The following is an 18,149-nucleotide window of genomic DNA, read 5'->3' as shown; positions in this document are numbered from 1 at the left end:
GTTAACAAGAAGGTCTTTCATTTTTCTAACGTAAATGTTACAAAAGTCTTTCAGCCGTCTTATTTTTTTAAAAAAAAAAAAAAAAAAAAAAAAATTACTCATTCGGTAATTCTTTTTTTTCACTATGCTTATGAACTTTTGTCATCAACTCGTATAGTATTTTCTGCTCTTCTTCATTTAATACATCATCAAAAAATGATGATTGAAATGCAAGTTGCTCTGGCAATGCTCTTTCTAAAGCCTCTTCCCCTTGCTCTGTAAGACTAATTGTTTTCGTTTTCCAATCTTGTTTTCGTATAATATATCCTTCTTTTTCAAGACGTGTTAACATTCGAGAAATACCGCCTTGTGTAACGGTAACCTTTTCTGCTAACTCCATTTGTGTTAATGGCTGATAAGTCCGTATTTGCAAAAGCACATCAAATTGAGCCGTCGTTAAATCAAAGCGTTTTAAAAACTCATTTGACATTTGATTACTTTGGTTCGTAAATCGTATGAGACGTAACCATATTAACGATCCTATCGTATTCTCACGCATGTTTTATCACTTCCTAGCGTTGATCTTACTATCACTTTACCACTCAAGTGATAGTAATGCAAGTAGAAATATGTTAAAAATATCTCCCAAAATCATTATTCTTAACTTTCCATTTCATTCATTGCTATATTTAAAGCTGCCAAAGCTTTTGGCCAACCAACGTAAAAAGCCATATGTGTTATTAATGCAACTAATTCATTCTCCACCATCCCATTTTGTTTAGCTAGCTTCAGATGAAATGGTAATTGTTCTGTATTACCAAGACTGATTAGTGCCGACAATGTACATAAGCTTCTTTCTCTTAATGTTAAAGCGGCATCCCGCCACACTTCCTCAAATAATATCTCTTCACTATAATGAGAAAATACAGGTGCTATTTCTCTCATTTTCTTTGGAATATAAAATTCAATTGGTTCATGCATCATTTTTCTCCCTTCATTTTTACCAATTGTGCCATCCCTTGACCAAATGACCAGTTTTCAGCAGCTGTCTCATGTAATGTAATAAAAATGTCAGTAACTTTCACATTGGAACATTCTGAAATTTCGAAGGATATAGATTGATACAAACCTTTTTTCTGTTGCACTGTTCTTCCAGGTCCACATGTAATAGAAACATGAATCATATTCTCAGTTCTCATTTCTCCTCTTTCCAACAAATAATATGGATTATAAAAAAATTGATTTCGTTGATAAGGTACAAACATTTGAAAATAATCATTTTCAGGAATGTTAAAATGTTCAATTAATGAAAGATGGATACATTCACCTACCTTTTTCAACTCTTCTTTATTTAATATATTTTCATGATAATAAACGTTCACAAAAGGCATACATTTTCAGTCCTTTTTCTTAATTTAGCATTCAACAACATATCATCGTGAAATATGTAAAAGCTCATAAATAGTAACATCGTCCATTATATCTATTTCAGGCTTTTCCTTATAAAAACTGAATTGACTATATCCCCACTTATCCGGATTATAAATTATTACATTTCCTAAACATTTTTCTATGTTTTTCACATTTTCATTTACTTTATTTAATTGCGTCTCAATCAGCGATTTATTTTGAGAAATACTCCCTACATATTCAACAACATATCTACTTTTTCGAAAGTCATCACTTACATTAACAACGAATGGAACACCTATATTTATTTGTTGCCACCCGAACGATTGTAAAATATTATCGTAATACCCTTCAAAGATAAATTTGTTCATCCCTTCATGACCATTCCAAATATATAAAGGTGCATAGCAATTATAGAAATTCCCATCCTTACCTGCCTCAGCAATTAAATAAGCCTTAAAATTCAATCCTTGAAAACCATCTGTTTTATGACTATTCTTTTTTACCCTTTCTCTAATAATCCCCATATCATAATCCTTTGGCAAAATGACTTTATATTGCATTCCAATCATGTTTATCACTCACTTTCTATCTTATATACATAATGATAAACCGATGACTGACTAACGTAAAATAGGTATAAATTATGTTTGGTATCATTTATAATGATACCGTATAAGGGGCTGAAATGAATGGAAATTAATGATCTTATCATATTTAAAACTGTAGCTAACGAAGGATCTATTAGTAAAGCTGCTAAAGAGCTAGGCTATGTACAACCAAATGTAACGGAGCGAATCAAAAAATTAGAACAAGAGTTAGAAACTCCATTACTACATAGAGATAATAAAGGTGTTTCCCTGTTACCTTCTGGTGACATTTTATTAGACTACACGAATAAAATATTAGCTCTTTTAGAAGAAGCGAAAGATGAAATTAAAACTAGTGCTTCTTCTTATGTAATAGCAACGTCACAATCTATTTTGACTAATTATTTAAGTATGCGTATTAAAGAAAATTTCAGGAATTATCAAATATATATAGAAAGTAGTAGCCATTTACAAAAACTACTACAGCAACAAAAAGTTGATATGGTCATAACTTATGAGGATTATCCCGACGCAGCGTTTAAAAAAGTATTCACCACTTCAATTTCTGTGGGCTTATTAAAAGCGAAAGAACAGTGTAACATTGACTTTTCAAAAGAACTTTTCTTTGTTAGTAACGATAAAAAGTGCCCTTTTAGAAATATGACAATACAATTTCTAAAAGAAAACAATCTATCCCAGCATCAACTTCAACAGTTAGATTCTTATTCGCTTATTGAAGAGTTTATTGTTGAGGGAAATGGGATAGCTTTTTTACCGATTAGAAATGATAAATTAGTTCCAGTTGAAAATGTTCCAATAGAGAAATTAGCTGTTCATTTTTTTACGAATCAAAACTTTATAAAACATATCCCTGATGAACTATTTGAGTAATAGAATGACTTTGTTTACAAACTTTTCAAACAAATAAAAATCCCTCTTTAACGAATCTACAAGAGGGATTTTTATTTTTTGTACAATTGATTTTTCACACGTTTTGCTCCACTTCTGCACTTTTCTCCTTCTTACTCCTTTTAACATTCTTCAACTGCTTAACCGTTCCAACTAATCCTTTCGGAAAAACTAGTAACACGATAATATACAATAACCCTAAAATAATCGTCCATCTTTCAAAAATCGGATACTCCGTCGCTAGTTCTGATAAATAATATTTTAGTGATTCAATAATCCCAGCTCCTGCAATGGCTCCGATTAACGTTCCAACTCCTCCAATCATTGTCATCAATAATGCATTTAACGTCATTTCGATTGAAAATACAGTCGTATTTACAAAACGTAATGTGATGACGAATAAACCACCGCTAATCGCTGCTACTACTCCTGCAACAACACTAGCAATAATTTTATAATGAAGAACTTTATACCCAAGCGCTTCAACACGTTGTTCATTTTGTGAAATTGCCTTTAATACTTTCCCAATAGAAGATTTTGTGAAAAGACGTAACAAAATGAAAATAATGATTAGACATATAAATGTTACATAATAAAAGATAAAACGATCACGAAATATATCTGGCACACCAAATGTAAATCCATCTCCACCGTGAGTAAGCCCACGCCATTTTTCAGCAAGTACAAAAAATAACTGTGAAATCGCAAGGGTTAACATTGCATAAAAATGACTTTTCAATCGTAAAGAAAGTAAACCGATTATATAACTAACGATTGCCGAAATGATAATTGCCGCTACTATACCTATTAAAAAGTTTGTTATTGATACACCTTGCCGATCAAATAAAAGTGCTACCCCATATGCTCCTATTCCAAAGAACATACAATGACCAAACGATACAATTCCTGTATATCCAAGTAATACATCAAAACTCATTGCAAAAATAGCAAAGATAAAGATTTGAGTGAACAAAATTAACAAGCTCCGTGAATCATTTACGAACGGAAATACACTTAAACAAATGAGCATAAATACTCCGAAGTATACTTTAATTCGATTCGATGTATTGTTCACCATTTCACCCCTTTTCACCAACAAGTCCAGTTGGCTTCACTATTAAGAAAAACAGTAACATTAACATATTGATTGCAAGTGATAAATCTGGAATAAAATAGGCTGTAAAAGCTCCGGCTAATCCGACGATTAAAGAAGCGATAGCTGAACCTTGGACGCTACCTAACCCTCCAATTATTACTACAATGAAAGCTAAAATTGCATATTGCATACCCATTTCTGCGAAAACAACGCCTGAATATGGTGCAAATAAGAATCCACCTAACGCTGCCATTCCTGCTCCTAATAGAAAGACGAACGAAAATATAGCTTTCACGTTAATGCCGAGCGCTTGAACCATCTCCTTATCCATTACACCAGCGCGGATCATAAGACCTATCTTTGTTTTTTTGAGTAGTAGTAGTAGAGCAATGTAAATTAGTATCCCAACTAAAATAACGAATAGCCGGTATTTTATTAATATAACCCCTCCAAATGTATAGCTACCTTGTAACCATATCGGTAACTTTGCACTAATTGGATTCGGTCCCCAAAATATTTTTATGCACTCACTAAGAACGAGCATTCCTCCGAGTGTAACGAGTAGCTGGCGAACATGATTTCCATACACTGGTCTGATAAGAAATCGTTCTAAAATAAAACCAAGCAACATCCCCATAGCAACTGCTCCAACTAACGCTAATACATAACTACCTGTCATATTAAATAACCAAACGCCTGTAAAAGCTCCCCATGCAAATAAACCGCCATGCGCAAAGTTTAAAACGCTCATTAGGCCGAAAATAAGTGAAAGACCTGATGCTAATAAAAAAATAAGCATCCCTGTTGAAACGCCGTTTACAAATAAGTTAATTAACACATCCACGTTCTATCCCCCCGTATCAATGTTAAGAAATACCTAAATATTTATGACATGTTTCTTTATCCTCTCGCAGTTCATTCATAAAACCTTTATGCACAATACGCCCATTATCCATAATGTAAAAATAATCACCGATTTGACTAGCCATCATAAAATTTTGTTCAACAAGTAAAACAGTCGTTTTCTCCTTCATTTTCAAAATTGCTACCATTAATTTTTCTATCATAATTGGTGATAGCCCCTTACTTGGCTCGTCAATAAGCAATAGTCCATCACTATTAATAAACGCTCTTGAAATGGCCAACATTTGTTTTTGTCCCCCGCTTAAAAGCCCACTTTTCTTATTCCAAAACTGCTTTAAATCAGGAAATAGCTCGAGCATCCAATCTATTTTCTCGTCGACTTCTTCTCCTTTTCCTCTCGCAAGTGCGAATGTCTCTTCTACTGTTAAATCATGAAAAATCCCTTGATTTTCTGGTACATACCCTATTCCTTTTCTTGAAATTAAATGTGTAGATAATCCATTTACTTGTGTACTATCATAATAAATCTCACCATTTGCTATCCGATGAAATCCCATAACTGATCGCAACGTTGTTGTTTTTCCCGCCCCGTTTCTTCCAAACAGTACAGTAATCGTCCCTTTTTCAACAGTGAGTGATACCCCTTGTAAAATATGAAACTGATCTAAATACGTCTCTATATTATTCACTTGTAATAGAGCCACTATATAATCCCCCTAAATAAGCACTTTGTACACGCTCATCTTTCATCATTTCTTCTGGTAATCCTTCAGCCAATAACTCGCCATGAAATAAAACAATAAGATGGTCCGACAAACCTAGTACCATATCCATTTTGTGTTCGATGAGTACGATTGTGCTCTCTGGATGCTTTTTAATATTTTCAATCACTTGTAAAATAGCCGGTATCTCTTCAACTGATATACCTGCCGTCGGCTCATCAAGTAGTAACACATCCGTTTTTAAAGCTAATAACATCGCAAGCTCTAACTTTCGTTTTTCTCCATGTGCTAAATCTTTCGCTAATACATGTTCTTTCTCCTGAAGTAATACTGTTTTTAAGAAACGTCTCGCCTCTCCAACTTGTTGCTTAAATTTTGCCGAACTTGGAAAAAAACTATAGTAATCTTGCACGAATGATTGAACACTTAAACGAACATTTTCAAGTACCGTTAACTCTGGGAATATATTTGTAAGTTGAAAAGAACGACCAATTCCTAATCGAGTTCGATCTGAAATTGATAAATTTGTAATCTCTTGTCCTTTAAAATATACTTCACCCTTTGTTGGAGAAATTTGCCCACTTAGTAAGTTAAATAACGTTGTCTTTCCGGCACCGTTCGGTCCAATAATTGAAATGAGCTTTCCCTTTTGTACCGTTAAATTAACATCTTTAATAACATGATGGTCACCAAAAGATACACAAAGATTTTTCGTCTCTAACAAATGTGTCACGAAATTCCTCCCTTTAAAACTTTAAGTATGAAAGAAATACGTATAAAGAGGGTATCCCCTCTTTATACAAAAGCAACAGAAAATTCAGTCTATTTATTTTGAACTGGTGGTTCTGTCTCTTTCATCGTTAATTCTCGCTCTAATACTGGCACCGGATAATCAACACCATCTTGCTTTTTCAACGTGATAGAATAAAGTGTCTGCATCGCTTGGTGATCTTTTTCTCTAAACTTCATCTTTCCTTTCGGTGTATCAAATTCCATTCCTTCCATTTTCTTAATCAATGTATCTACATCTGTATCACCTTTTGTTTTCTTTAAAGCTTCTACAATTGAAATTGCCGCTGACATTCCTCCTGCTGTAAATAAATCTGGCACCGCACCATTAAATCGTTTTTTATGTTCTTCAACTAACCAATCATTCACCTTATTTTTCGGGAGTGTATGATAATAAACAGAAAAACCTTGCATTCCTACTAATGCATCCATCGTTTTTAATGCCGGTATATCTGGTGCACCTGTAGAAATTTTAATACCTTGCGCTTCCACATTCATATCTTTTAACTGTTTCCAAGGTGAATTTGCACCTGCCCAAACGATAAATAAATAGTCTGGTTTTGAGCTAATGATATTTTGAATATTCGCTGTGAAATCAGTTGAGTTTGTATCCGCATATTGTTCGTTTACAATGTTTGCACCTAATTTCTTTGCTCCAGATTTAAATGCGGCAATTCCTTCACGCCCAAATGCATTATCTGGGGCAAACGTTGCAATCTTTACATCTTTTTTTGCAATTGCTGCTGCTCCTGCAATCGCATCTTGTGAAGAGCTTCTTCCTGTTCTAAAAACATATTTATTCCAGTTCTTCCCGGTTATACTATCGGCAACTGCTGGTTCAACAACCATAATTTTTTCATATTCTTCAGCTAGTGGTAAAACCGCTAACGTATCACTTGAACTAGATGATCCGACTAAAAAATCAACTTTCTCGTCTTCTAATAGCTTCGTAGCTTTTTTAACTGCAACATCTGCTTTCGTTTCCGTATCTTCTACAACAAACTTAATCTTCTTTCCGTCCACTTTTCCTGTTCCACCAGTTGCATAATCTAATCCTAATTCAAACCCGTTCACTGTTTGTTTTCCGTATGATTCTAATGGACCTGTTAACGAAGCAAGAACCCCTACCTTAATTGTTTTTTCATCCTCAGTACTTGTTTTCTTTCCTGAGCAAGCTGCTGTTACTAATAATGACCCTAAAACACAACCAGTAACCACCGTTTTTAGCCATTTACGTTTTTTTATCGACATTGTGATCCTCCCCATACTTTACTTTCTGATAGAATCCAACACGCCAAATTCCCCTGTCCGTAATCATGACTTATAAACTGTAAGATAGGTAATGGAAAACTCTTGTAGTATCCTCTACATTCGGCACAAATCTATAATCACCTTCCTATTAAATGGAAACGGACATACAATCAATATATATTCCTTTGTTCAAATGAAATTACTGTTTCATTACAGGAATCATCACGAAAAAACTGCAAATAATTAACTTAAGTTAGTAAGTTAATTATTTGCAGCCTACCTAAAAAGCACTTAATTATTTTCTACTTTCTCTAACCCTTCAACCAATTGTTTCTTATCTAGCCCTTCCCCGATTACTACCAAGTTTGTCGGGAAACCAAAATCTTGCTCCAGTAAAGTCGGTACACCAAACGAATATTGGAATAGATGAGGGTATTTATCTCCATGGAATTTCACAAAACCTTTCACTCGATAAATACTATCTGGTAAATTCGAAAGCCATTCATATAATTTGTCTTGATCAATCGATTTCGTAAATTGATACGTCATCGTTTGTATATGTAAATGCTGTTTAACATGAAGTGTCTCGTGTTCCCCAGCACTCACATGTTCAGCTTCTTCTATATCATTTAAATATATATTACAATATTTTGTTTCAAACAATTTCGCATGACTATTTATTGCTTTCACTTCTTCAAGTACTTTGTTCTTATCTTCTTCTGTTAGTAAATCTGATTTATTAATAAGAAGATGACTACCAAATTTCATTTGCTCATGCAGTAACTGTTGCACATTTGCACTTAATCTACTTCGATTTAGCCATCTTACTGCATCTAAAACGACTACAATTGATTTCACCTCTAAGAAAGGTGCTAAAATTGGTGATACACATGCATCTAACACTTCAATTGGATGTGCGACGCCTGTTGTTTCTATGTAAATTACATCTGGTCTTTCTTGCTGATATAATGAATGTAATTGTATTTCAAGTTCTTCCTTTAACGTACAACAAATACATCCTTTTAGTAATTCTCTTAATACATTCTCTTTACCAATAATATCTGTATCTACTGAGTATTCACCAATTTCATTCATTAAAACAGCAACTTTTCTATTCTTCTTTTTCTCCGCTAATAATAAATTTTGTAATAATGTTGATTTTCCACTACCTAAAAAACCACCTAATATATGAATTTCCACTTTATTCATTTGATCAACCATCCATTTCTTTATTTCAAACGTATTCAAATCGTAATAATTACGATTTATATTTATCATTTTATTAAAAGAATAACAATTTGTAAATATATCTACTAGCTTCACTTTTCATTTACTTCATGAGCAACTCTAATTCCAGACTCAATCGCTCCCTGCATCCACCCATGTGTCAACGTTGTATGTTCTCCTGCAAAGTGTACGTTTCCAGCAGGCGACGCAATATAAGGAAATAATTCTAGCTCTTGGCCTGGTTCAAAAGCTGTAAATGCTCCGCAAGAATACGTATTCTTACTCCAGCTAAAAGATTTCCCTGTTATAAACTCACTATAGACTACATTCCCATAAATTTGCGCTAAATTTTTCAATGCGTAACAAATACGCTCTCTATGCGGGAGACTATCCCATGTTAATGCCTCATCCGCCCACGTATAACTTGCTATAACAATAGCTGCCCCTGGTGACTGAATGCCATAACTCGGATAATATGTAAAACGTATCGGTAAATCTGTAATAGATTTACCACCACACTGTCCCACTCTTTCCCAAAATCTACTTTTAAACTCTATCGCAATTTTAGTTGCAGCAATATAATTCAATTCACGAATTGCCCGTCTTTTATAATAAGAGAATAAATGATACGGCTGGACTTCTACAAATCGCAAAGCTGAAAATGGAATTGTGACAATAGCGATGTCACCAGTTACTATACATGAATTTAACGTTTGTTCATGTGTTACTTGCAGCATCACTTTATTATCTTCTTGTATTATTTTTTCTACTTTATAGGACATAAAAATATTATCCTTTAGCTGTGGCAAAAATGAATTTGGTAATGCGTCCATTCCGCCTGTTATCTCATAATATTTCGTCGTTGAAGTGAAAAAGATCATTTCTCGTAATACTTCAATTAAAGACATTCCCATGTATGCTTCCATATCAAGAAGTACTCCGATCATATCTATTGCCCCATCTGAATAATACTCGGTTAAAAATGAACCGAGCGAATATGTTTTATACTTTTTTTCAATGATAATCCAGTTTTTATTAGGATCTTTTTTAATAAAATTAAGTATTGGCTCTAATACTTCTAACATTAATTCTTCTGCCGTTTTCCCTCTTTCTTTTTCTAAAACTGGATATCCAAGTACACTTGGATTCTTTTCAAACACATCCAATCTCGTTATTTTATTATTCGTATACATTATATCTGAAGAAGTTTTATTAATAAAAAGGTTTAACGGTAGTTTAAATTTACGAATGTAGGCTAAAGTTAAATGATGAGTATCCGGAATACGCATAGGACCTGCGTTAAAATATAATCCTGCGCTAAATGGTTCACGAATCGTATACACTCTACCACCTATTCTGTTATTCGCTTCTATAATCGTTACCTCGTGTCCAGCCTCTTTTAATAAAGATGCTGCAACTAATCCAGACATCCCTGCACCGGCAATTGTAATCCGTTTGGGGGTATTCGTTTTGGCAAGCCCTTCATGAATAATTTGAAGCATTTCTTCCATCGATAATGTCTTCCCCATGCCAATTCCCCTTTTATGAAGGATTTTACTGAATTATATTCGTTTAACAGGATTCCTATGTTTCATTCAAGTAATTGAGCGGATACATTTTCAATTACTTGAATATCTTTTATAAAATGTAATAAAATAGATATGAAACTATAGAAGTAAGACGTATTATCTTACATAATAAAATTAATGAAATTGCGAGGAATTTTGAAATGAAAAAAGGTATTAACCGTGTTGTATTAGTAGGAACAGGAGCAGTTGGATGTAGTTATGCTTACTGCATGATTAACCAAGCAGTTGCTGAAGAATTTGTTTTAGTTGATGTAAATGAAGCAAAAGCAGAAGGAGAAGCAATGGACTTAAGCCATGCCGTACCTTTCGCACCAGCTCCAACAAAGGTTTGGAAAGGTAGCTATGAAGATTGTAAAGACGCAGATCTTGTTGTAATTACAGCTGGGTTACCACAAAAGCCAGGTGAAACACGCTTAGATTTAGTTGAGAAAAACGCTAAAATTTTCAAGCAAATTGTTCGTAGCATTATGGACAGCGGATTTGATGGCATCTTCTTAATCGCAACTAACCCTGTAGATATTTTAACTTACGTAACTTGGAAAGAATCTGGTTTACCGAAAGAACGAGTAATCGGTTCCGGTACAACACTTGATTCTGCTCGTTTCCGCTATATGTTAGGTGAATACTTCGATATTGGACCTCATAACATTCACGCTTATATTATCGGAGAGCACGGTGATACAGAACTTCCTGTTTGGAGTCACGTATCAATCGGTATTCAAAAGCTAGAAACACTTCTTGGAAAAGACAACACATACAACCAAAAGGATTTAGATGAGATTTTCATAAACGTTCGCGATGCAGCTTACCACATTATTGAACGAAAAGGTGCTACATACTACGGCATTGGTATGTCACTGCTGCGTGTAACGAAAGCAATCTTAAACAATGAAAACAGTGTATTAACTGTATCAGCATATCTTGAAGGTCAATACGGCCAACAAGACGTTTATATCGGCGTACCTGCTGTCTTAAACCGCGGCGGTGTTCGTGAAATTTTAGAAGTTGAATTAAGTGAAGAAGAAGAATTAAAATTCGATCATTCTGTTCAAGTATTGAAAGAAACAATGGCTCCTGTTCTTTAATCATATTTTTCAATCAAAAAAGCAATCCAATTTATATTGGATTGCTTTTTTATATTTTTATAGTTCCCCCTCAATTTAAACGATAATATTATCTATAATAGAAAGGAGTGATTTAATGAATGATTCTTGGACAATTGTCATCCTCTTACTAGCTGTAGCGGCATTAATACTTTTTCTCTTTTTAATCATCCGAACATTATTTCCAACCAAAAAATATGATAAGAATCTCGGTTTGATTCTTATTATTTTAAGCTTGTTAGCCATACCGATAAGTATCTTCCTTATAGGAGGATGGGCAGGTATGGGGGTTGGCATAATCGCGGTGTTTATTTTTGCTGCTGTTATTATAGCTTTAATTGCAAATAAATTTATAAAACTACCTCCTCCAAAGAAAAAATAAGAAATAACCGATGTTTTCACCAAAAGACAACATCGGTTATTTCTATCACTTATTACTTTTAATCGATTTATCATTATTTACGTCAAGTACATCTAATAAAAAGATAAAGATCGGTATCCCGATAATAAGCCCCCATATTCCGAGGAAATGCTCTGAAAAGATGAGAATCATAAATGTATAAAAGACAGGCAAATTCGTTTTTGCAGACATAAATTTTGGATTTAAAAAATAACTTTCAAGAGCATGGATTATTGTAATGAATACTAGTATATATACAACATACATAACTCCACCGACGTTATAGGCAATTATACAAAGTGGAAACAGGGAAATAATAACACCAGCAACTGGAATCAAACCGAGTAGAAAGACCATGACAGCTAATACAAGGAGCTGTGGAAATCCTAAAATGACAAGTGCGATTACAGTGAGCACACAATTGACCACCGCAATTAAAAACTGTGCTTCAATCACCTTTCCAAACGATCTTGCAAATCTTTCGCCGAAATATGCAATCTCCTCATAAAAAATCTTTAATTTACTATCTTTAAATTTAGACGTGAATGAAATAATCCGCTCTTTTTCTAATAAGAAAAATAAGCTTAGAATAAGAGACAATAGTATTTGCAAACTTACCTTTCCTATGTTAGCTATTGATTGATAAATGACATCCACACCTTGTTCAATATATTTTGATACTTCCATTTCATTAATTGCTGAAAGTACGTATCTAATCATCTCATTATCAGGTGGATGTTGAAAAAATAATTTAAATTGATAAATTAATTGTGAAATTTGTATCGTTAGTACCGGTAAATACTTATACAATGTTGTGACAATAAAGGTCACTAATATTATATATAAACAAGCAATAACTACCTTCCTATTCACTTTCAACTTCTTTGAAATAAAACGTTGAAACCGATCCATTAAAAATGTCAGTATAAACGTAATTAAAATTAAATTGATCATACTTTTTAATCCATATAATACAAGCGCTAATATTATTAAAACGAGAAACCGTTGAAACCCTCTACTTCGAAAAAAATTTTTCACTTCATTCATTAAGATTTAACCTCCCCCTTCAATGGATGGAAATTGAATATATTACATTTTATGAACTTCTATAGACAATCTTTCTTACTAATTGGGCATAATCCTTTTTTTCTTTTTTAATGTCGGATTTTTCAACTCTATCTTTTATTTTTAGGTGGTTGTTCATACGCATATCCTACGTTACCTTTCCCCATTTTTTTCATATTGTTTCCTCCACTCTAAAAATTGTTCTTTAATAGATTTTTCATATTGAAAAAAGAGAGTTATCTATTACTTAACTCTCTCTAGAAAAATGCTAAATGAAAAGCTTAATTATTTCAATCTAATCATTTCTTTTTTGCATTTGCTTCGCTAACAATTCCTTCACTTGGTTATACGTTAACCCTGAATTTTCATTTAAACGTTTTACTTCCTCAACGTTAGTACCTACCACTGTATATTTTTTCTCATCACTCATATTTCCACTCCCTTTTTCACCAGATCATTTTTTATATTTCTTCCCTAAACTCTTATAAATTAATACAAATAAGAAAACTGTACTAAATTTAATAAGTAAAGGGAATTCAGTTGCGTAAGAGGAATAGATAAAAAAATGTCGAATTTATTATACTTGTTGAATTTGAGGACTTGGAGGATACATTTTGAAAAAATATGAGTTTAAAAATAACATTCCAACATTGGAAGAGTACAAATATTTGTGCGATTCTGTTGGATGGTCTAATTATATGAATTTTGAAGTAGCGGAAACATCACTGAAGAATTCTATTCACTGCATCACAGTCAAAGATAATGATCAAATTGTGGGTATGGGGAGAATTGTTGGCGATGGAGCTATCTATTTCTATATTCAAGATATAGTGGTTCATCCAGATTATCAGAAAAATGGTGTTGGTAAAGAAATAATGCATATTTTGGTTGAATACTTAAATCGAAATGCCCCGGATAAGGCGTTTGTTGGTTTGTTTTCATCACAAGGTAAAGAATCTTTCTATGAAAAATATGATTTTAAAGATTACTCACCAAACATGACGGGGATGTTTACTGTCATTTCAAAAAAATAAGCATATAGATTATTGATTGTAAGGAAAGACATCGATTCATATGGAGGAAATTGTTCTTGCAGTAACATTCCCAACAATAGAGTTTAAATATTACATACGAAAGGACAGTACATATATGGCTAATATGTACTGTCCTTTCATTTATCTAACCTTTTCATTTTGATAAGTATATAACAGATTCCTTCTCGTTATATATTAAATTTCTTAATAAAATTTCACTACATCTTCAGTAGGTAAGAACGTTCTTTCTCCTGGTTGTTCATTTGGCTCACCAAATGGCATTTGACCTACTAAACTCCACTCTGCTGGAATGTTCCAAGTTTCTTTTACTTCAGCATCTACGATTGGATTGTAATGTTGCAGTGATGCGCCAATTCCTTCAGCAGATAATAGCATCCACACAGTATGTTGTAACATTGCATTACCTTGATGAGACCAGAATGGGAATTGATTTTTATATAATGGTGCATTTTCTTGCATTTTTTCTACAGTTGCTTGATCTTCAAAGAATAGAACTGTCCCTACACCTGCATGGAAACCTGTTAGTCTTTCTACAGTCGCCTCAAAGTTTTCTGCTGGTACGCGTGATCTAAGTGTTTCTTTTACGATATCCCAAAACTTTTCATGCTCTCCATCCATTAATACAACCATACGGCCACTCTGCATATTGAATGAAGTTGGTGCATGTAAAGCTGTTTTTAAAACTTCTTCAATTCTTTCTTTTGTAATTGCATCATTTTTTGTTACTTTACGAATTGAACGGCGGTTCACAATTGCTTCTTTTAAATTTGTTGTAGTTGCTGACATTTTAATTCCTCCAAATGTATGTTTTTTTATTTAAACAAATCAATTCGATTCTTTCATGCAAAACGAATTAGCAATATCCATCCGTATTACATTGCATTCCTTCAAATGAATTTGTTTTATCCTTTTCAATTTCTTTATCAATTACTCTTTGTAGTGTTTCTTTACTAGCCAGCCCTTGAATGACTTCATCACCAATCATGACAGTTGGTACCGCCATAATATTCGCTTCATCATATGCATGCTGAATTGCTTCTTGATGTTTTTCTTTATATTTTCGAGTTACTAAAGCATCTTTAAATTCAGCTTCTGGAAGCCCTACTTCTACCGCTAGTTTTGTTAACACATCAATATCTTCAATGTTTTGTTCTTCTTGGAAAAATGCGGTGAATACGCGGTGATGATACTCATTTCCTAGCCCACGTTCTTTCGCAAATTCACATCCTTCAAAAGCTAAATGTGTATATGGATGCGGTGAAACACGTGGCAAGCGCATATCGATTCCTAATTTCTTCGCTGTAGGAAGAATGAAAGCATCCCATGAACCTAACTTTTCTGGCTCATTCCATGGATCTATTTTTGAATATGGACTTGGACGTAATTCAAATGGCATCCATTCAATTTCTACATCTTTTTCTTTCGCTACTTCATCTAATGGACCTTTTGCTAAAAAACAAAATGGACATATAAAATCTGAGTATACTTTCATTTTTACAGTCATAATTTTCACACCTTACCTTTATAGTTGTAATCAAAACAGTTACATTAATAATAAAAAAATATAGATAATATTTTAAGCATTCATTTTCTCTTGTAAAGATTCAAACAACTGCCCCATCGTAATATTTTTCAAAACTTCTTCCATCGCGGATTGTGCTTGAATTAATATAACTTCTAACACCACTTGAATATTCGCGCCAATTGGACAATCTGGATTTGGTTGCTCATGAATATGAAATAGTTTATCCTCTTCCACTACATTTACTGCATGATACACATCTAACAACGTGATTTCATGTAAATCCTTTAATAACCCCGCGCCACCTGGTCCGCGATTTACGTAAACAAATCCAGCTTGTTTCAAGTACGATATTATTTTACGAATGACTACCGGATTTGTATTTACACTTTCGGCCATATAGTCTGAAGTGCAAAGTGAAGATGGATTGTTTTTTAAAATAGATAAAATATGAACAGCTATAGAAAAGCGGCTACTAATTTTCATCGTAATCACCACCCCGATGTAATCATTATAGTTACAACAAAAAGATAAGTCAATCCTTTTCATAGATTTTTTATAAGCAAATTAAAAAGTGTCCCATTATGATATATGAGACACTTCTTTTTATTCTGTAAATAGCGCTTGAAATTCTTCAATAAATAGCTGCACAGCAATTGAAGAATCCTTTAATGATGGAACAGCTAAAGCAATTTCTCTCCATACTTGCGGTTCCAACTCTCTCGTTTGCACATTTTTTGGTAAATTCGTTAAAGATAATTCAGCTAATATTGCAATACCTAATCCTTCTTGAATCATATTTAAAGCTGTAGTAACGGTCGAAATTACATACTCAGCCCGAAGTGGTACGTGGGCTTGTTTAAACATATCAATAATGGGTGGTTCGTATCCGCCCTTACATAATATGATCGGTTCATTCTCTAAATCACTAATTGTAATAGAGTCCTTCTTACAAAGAGGATGATCCTCTCTTAAGATAACAACCATTTTCCCCTTCGTTAATGGGACAATCTCCATATCTTTATTAGGCAAAATAACAATTCCTATATCAACAACCCTCGATACTAACCAATCTTCAACTTCTTTAATCGTCCCTTCACAAAGAACGACTTCTAAGTTCGGATACTTCTCCTTAAAAAGATTTATCATTTTGGGTAAGAAATGCGCAGAAGCACTCGGAAAACTCCCAATTCGAATCGTCCCAACTTCGTGCCCTTTCTCCATCGCAACTTCTTGTTCAATCTTCTCTACACCGTTCAAAATCTCTCTAATATGTACAAGAATTCTGTTTCCTACATCCGTAACGAGTAATCCTTTTCGTTTATCACGTATAAGAATAGTAACTCCTAATTCTGACTCAATACTTGAAATCGCATGACTTACAGCTGGTTGCGTCATATTTAACACCCGAGCAGCCTTCGTAAAACTACCTAACTCAACAGTTTTTATTAATACTTGCAGTTGTGTAATGGTCATAACTAATCACTTATACTCCTTATAAAAAAGATTCATTTTATTTATCACAGTCGATATCATATCATAGTGAGATGAATAACACCAAGGAGGTTTTACAGTGACACAGCTTTCTCGAACTAAGACAGCCATAATCCTTACGTTTCTCGTTTTCATGTGGGGAATCAATTGGCCTTTATCTAAGTTTGCCCTGCATTATACACCACCCGTTTTATTTGCAGGCGTTCGAACTTTAATTGGAGGATTCATTTTACTCCTTTTCGCTTTACCGAAATACAAAGAGTTACATTTAAAAGAAACTTGGCATTTATACGTTATTTCTTCTTTACTTAACATCATTATATTTTACGGACTACAAACTGTCGGACTTCAATACATGCCCGCCGGACTATTCTCCGCAATCGTATTTCTCCAACCTGTCTTACTCGGCATTTTCTCATGGATTTGGCTTGAAGAGGCAATGTATGGCTTGAAAATTTTCGGACTTATTCTTGGATTTATTGGTGTAGGGGTTATTAGCTCTAGTAGTTTAACTGGACATATTTCTATTATCGGTGTTCTACTTGCTTTAGGCTGTGCTATCGGCTGGGCACTCGGCACAGTATTTATTAAGAAAACTGGACACCGCGTTAATGCCATTTGGATGGTAACACTTCAGCTTATTATTGGCGGACTTTGCTTAATCGGATGTGGTTCAGAATTTGAAAGCTGGTCTAACATCGCTTGGAGTATACCATTTGTAAGTGTACTACTATTCATCTCATTCTTTGTTATTGCAATGGGGTGGCTCGCTTACTTCACACTTGTTGGAGCCGGTGAAGCAAGCAAAGTTGGAGCTTATACATTCCTTATCCCTCTTATCGCTATTATTGTAAGTTCAATTTTCTTACATGAGGCAATTACGATTAGCTTATTCATCGGACTTTTATTTATTGTAGTAAGTATTTGTTTTGTAAATATAAAGCCGAAAACACTTGCTGTAGGGCAGCAAGTTGAAATGAAATAAATAGACATAAGAAAGAGCCTACTTTGATATTATCCCCTTTAAGTAGACAGTGTAAAAAGACCATGTACATACATGGATGTTACACTATTACTTGGAGGG

At 33.8% G+C, this 18,149-nt stretch carries 22 protein-coding genes; 5 read left to right on the top strand and 17 right to left on the bottom strand.

The genetic code is table 11. The features are described from left to right. Positions 1-94 precede the first annotated feature (94 nt). The 4 genes from JDS80_RS28710 to JDS80_RS28695 all read right to left on the bottom strand — a co-directional run bounded on the left by JDS80_RS28710 (position 95) and on the right by JDS80_RS28695 (position 1,961). Positions 95-538: a MarR family winged helix-turn-helix transcriptional regulator gene (locus JDS80_RS28710; RefSeq protein ID WP_001208967.1), complete on the bottom strand. Its 444-nt coding sequence runs from the start codon at positions 536-538 to the stop codon at positions 95-97. 101 nt (positions 539-639) lie between these two features. Then, complete coding sequence (locus JDS80_RS28705; protein ID WP_199640612.1) at positions 640-963, bottom strand: carboxymuconolactone decarboxylase family protein; 324 nt, start codon at positions 961-963, stop codon at positions 640-642. Then, on the bottom strand, positions 960-1,370 hold the full coding sequence (locus JDS80_RS28700; protein WP_071745687.1) for a tautomerase family protein: 411 nt from the start codon (positions 1,368-1,370) through the stop codon (positions 960-962). Before JDS80_RS28700 ends, JDS80_RS28705 begins: the two co-directional genes overlap by 4 nt. A gap of 42 nt (positions 1,371-1,412) precedes the next feature. Beyond that, a complete protein-coding gene (locus JDS80_RS28695; RefSeq protein ID WP_098889888.1) occupies positions 1,413-1,961 on the bottom strand; it encodes a DUF4865 family protein in 549 nt (182 codons plus the stop codon). 120 nt (positions 1,962-2,081) lie between these two features. Between JDS80_RS28695 and JDS80_RS28690 the strand changes: the two genes are divergently transcribed. After that, a complete protein-coding gene (locus tag JDS80_RS28690; protein WP_199640611.1) occupies positions 2,082-2,870 on the top strand; it encodes a LysR family transcriptional regulator in 789 nt (262 codons plus the stop codon). A gap of 94 nt (positions 2,871-2,964) precedes the next feature. Here JDS80_RS28690 and JDS80_RS28685 read toward each other — a convergent pair whose 3' ends face one another. From JDS80_RS28685 to JDS80_RS28655, 7 genes are all read right to left on the bottom strand, one after another. Further along, positions 2,965-3,918: a branched-chain amino acid ABC transporter permease gene (locus JDS80_RS28685; RefSeq protein ID WP_199640614.1), complete on the bottom strand. Its 954-nt coding sequence runs from the start codon at positions 3,916-3,918 to the stop codon at positions 2,965-2,967. 49 nt (positions 3,919-3,967) lie between these two features. Then, positions 3,968-4,828: a branched-chain amino acid ABC transporter permease gene (locus tag JDS80_RS28680; protein WP_071745690.1), complete on the bottom strand. Its 861-nt coding sequence runs from the start codon at positions 4,826-4,828 to the stop codon at positions 3,968-3,970. Between the two features lie 22 nt (positions 4,829-4,850). Further along, complete coding sequence (locus JDS80_RS28675) at positions 4,851-5,552, bottom strand: ATP-binding cassette domain-containing protein (protein ID WP_199640610.1); 702 nt, start codon at positions 5,550-5,552, stop codon at positions 4,851-4,853. After that, positions 5,530-6,303 carry an ABC transporter ATP-binding protein gene (locus tag JDS80_RS28670; RefSeq protein WP_071745692.1) on the bottom strand — a complete coding sequence of 258 codons (774 nt, stop codon included), beginning with the start codon at positions 6,301-6,303 and terminating at the stop codon, positions 5,530-5,532. The genes JDS80_RS28675 and JDS80_RS28670 overlap by 23 nt, the downstream gene beginning before the upstream one ends. A gap of 89 nt (positions 6,304-6,392) precedes the next feature. Further along, positions 6,393-7,610: a substrate-binding domain-containing protein gene (locus tag JDS80_RS28665; protein WP_071745693.1), complete on the bottom strand. Its 1,218-nt coding sequence runs from the start codon at positions 7,608-7,610 to the stop codon at positions 6,393-6,395. A gap of 291 nt (positions 7,611-7,901) precedes the next feature. Then, positions 7,902-8,819: a CobW family GTP-binding protein gene (locus JDS80_RS28660; RefSeq protein WP_199640613.1), complete on the bottom strand. Its 918-nt coding sequence runs from the start codon at positions 8,817-8,819 to the stop codon at positions 7,902-7,904. Between the two features lie 110 nt (positions 8,820-8,929). Then, positions 8,930-10,366: a flavin monoamine oxidase family protein gene (locus JDS80_RS28655; protein WP_199640609.1), complete on the bottom strand. Its 1,437-nt coding sequence runs from the start codon at positions 10,364-10,366 to the stop codon at positions 8,930-8,932. A 200-nt stretch (positions 10,367-10,566) separates the two neighbouring features. Between JDS80_RS28655 and JDS80_RS28650 the strand changes: the two genes are divergently transcribed. Then, a complete protein-coding gene (locus JDS80_RS28650; protein WP_002148741.1) occupies positions 10,567-11,511 on the top strand; it encodes an L-lactate dehydrogenase in 945 nt (314 codons plus the stop codon). Between the two features lie 115 nt (positions 11,512-11,626). Further along, on the top strand, positions 11,627-11,911 hold the full coding sequence (locus JDS80_RS28645) for a YesK family protein (protein ID WP_199640608.1): 285 nt from the start codon (positions 11,627-11,629) through the stop codon (positions 11,909-11,911). 45 nt (positions 11,912-11,956) lie between these two features. On the opposite strand, the gene JDS80_RS28640 is transcribed toward JDS80_RS28645, so the two are convergent. Together JDS80_RS28640 and JDS80_RS32015 are read right to left on the bottom strand one after the other, a co-directional pair. Next, on the bottom strand, positions 11,957-12,976 hold the full coding sequence (locus JDS80_RS28640) for an AI-2E family transporter (protein WP_199640607.1): 1,020 nt from the start codon (positions 12,974-12,976) through the stop codon (positions 11,957-11,959). A 313-nt stretch (positions 12,977-13,289) separates the two neighbouring features. Then, positions 13,290-13,424 carry a hypothetical protein gene (locus tag JDS80_RS32015; protein ID WP_071745697.1) on the bottom strand — a complete coding sequence of 45 codons (135 nt, stop codon included), beginning with the start codon at positions 13,422-13,424 and terminating at the stop codon, positions 13,290-13,292. Positions 13,425-13,608: 184 nt separating this feature from the next. On the opposite strand from JDS80_RS32015, the gene JDS80_RS28635 reads away from it, so the two are divergent. Next, entirely contained in the window at positions 13,609-14,028 is a 420-nt protein-coding gene (locus JDS80_RS28635) for a GNAT family N-acetyltransferase (protein ID WP_071745698.1), read from the top strand. A 204-nt stretch (positions 14,029-14,232) separates the two neighbouring features. Here JDS80_RS28635 and JDS80_RS28630 read toward each other — a convergent pair whose 3' ends face one another. From JDS80_RS28630 to JDS80_RS28615, 4 genes are all read right to left on the bottom strand, one after another. Beyond that, on the bottom strand, positions 14,233-14,835 hold the full coding sequence (locus JDS80_RS28630; RefSeq protein WP_071745699.1) for a nitroreductase family protein: 603 nt from the start codon (positions 14,833-14,835) through the stop codon (positions 14,233-14,235). 67 nt (positions 14,836-14,902) lie between these two features. Beyond that, positions 14,903-15,553, bottom strand: coding sequence for a DsbA family oxidoreductase (locus JDS80_RS28625; protein WP_071745700.1), 651 nt, complete (start codon positions 15,551-15,553; stop codon positions 14,903-14,905). Positions 15,554-15,625: 72 nt separating this feature from the next. Then, on the bottom strand, positions 15,626-16,057 hold the full coding sequence (locus JDS80_RS28620; protein ID WP_199640606.1) for an Rrf2 family transcriptional regulator: 432 nt from the start codon (positions 16,055-16,057) through the stop codon (positions 15,626-15,628). 120 nt (positions 16,058-16,177) lie between these two features. Continuing rightward, complete coding sequence (locus JDS80_RS28615) at positions 16,178-17,047, bottom strand: LysR family transcriptional regulator (RefSeq protein WP_199640605.1); 870 nt, start codon at positions 17,045-17,047, stop codon at positions 16,178-16,180. Between the two features lie 97 nt (positions 17,048-17,144). Between JDS80_RS28615 and JDS80_RS28610 the strand changes: the two genes are divergently transcribed. Next, positions 17,145-18,050 carry an EamA family transporter gene (locus tag JDS80_RS28610; protein WP_199640604.1) on the top strand — a complete coding sequence of 302 codons (906 nt, stop codon included), beginning with the start codon at positions 17,145-17,147 and terminating at the stop codon, positions 18,048-18,050. Positions 18,051-18,149: the final 99 nt, after the last annotated feature.

The organism is Bacillus cereus group sp. N8 (genome assembly GCF_016483685.1).
GTDB classification, from domain to species: domain Bacteria; phylum Bacillota; class Bacilli; order Bacillales; family Bacillaceae_G; genus Bacillus_A; species Bacillus_A proteolyticus.
This window is presented reverse-complemented; position numbering and strand designations above follow the sequence as displayed.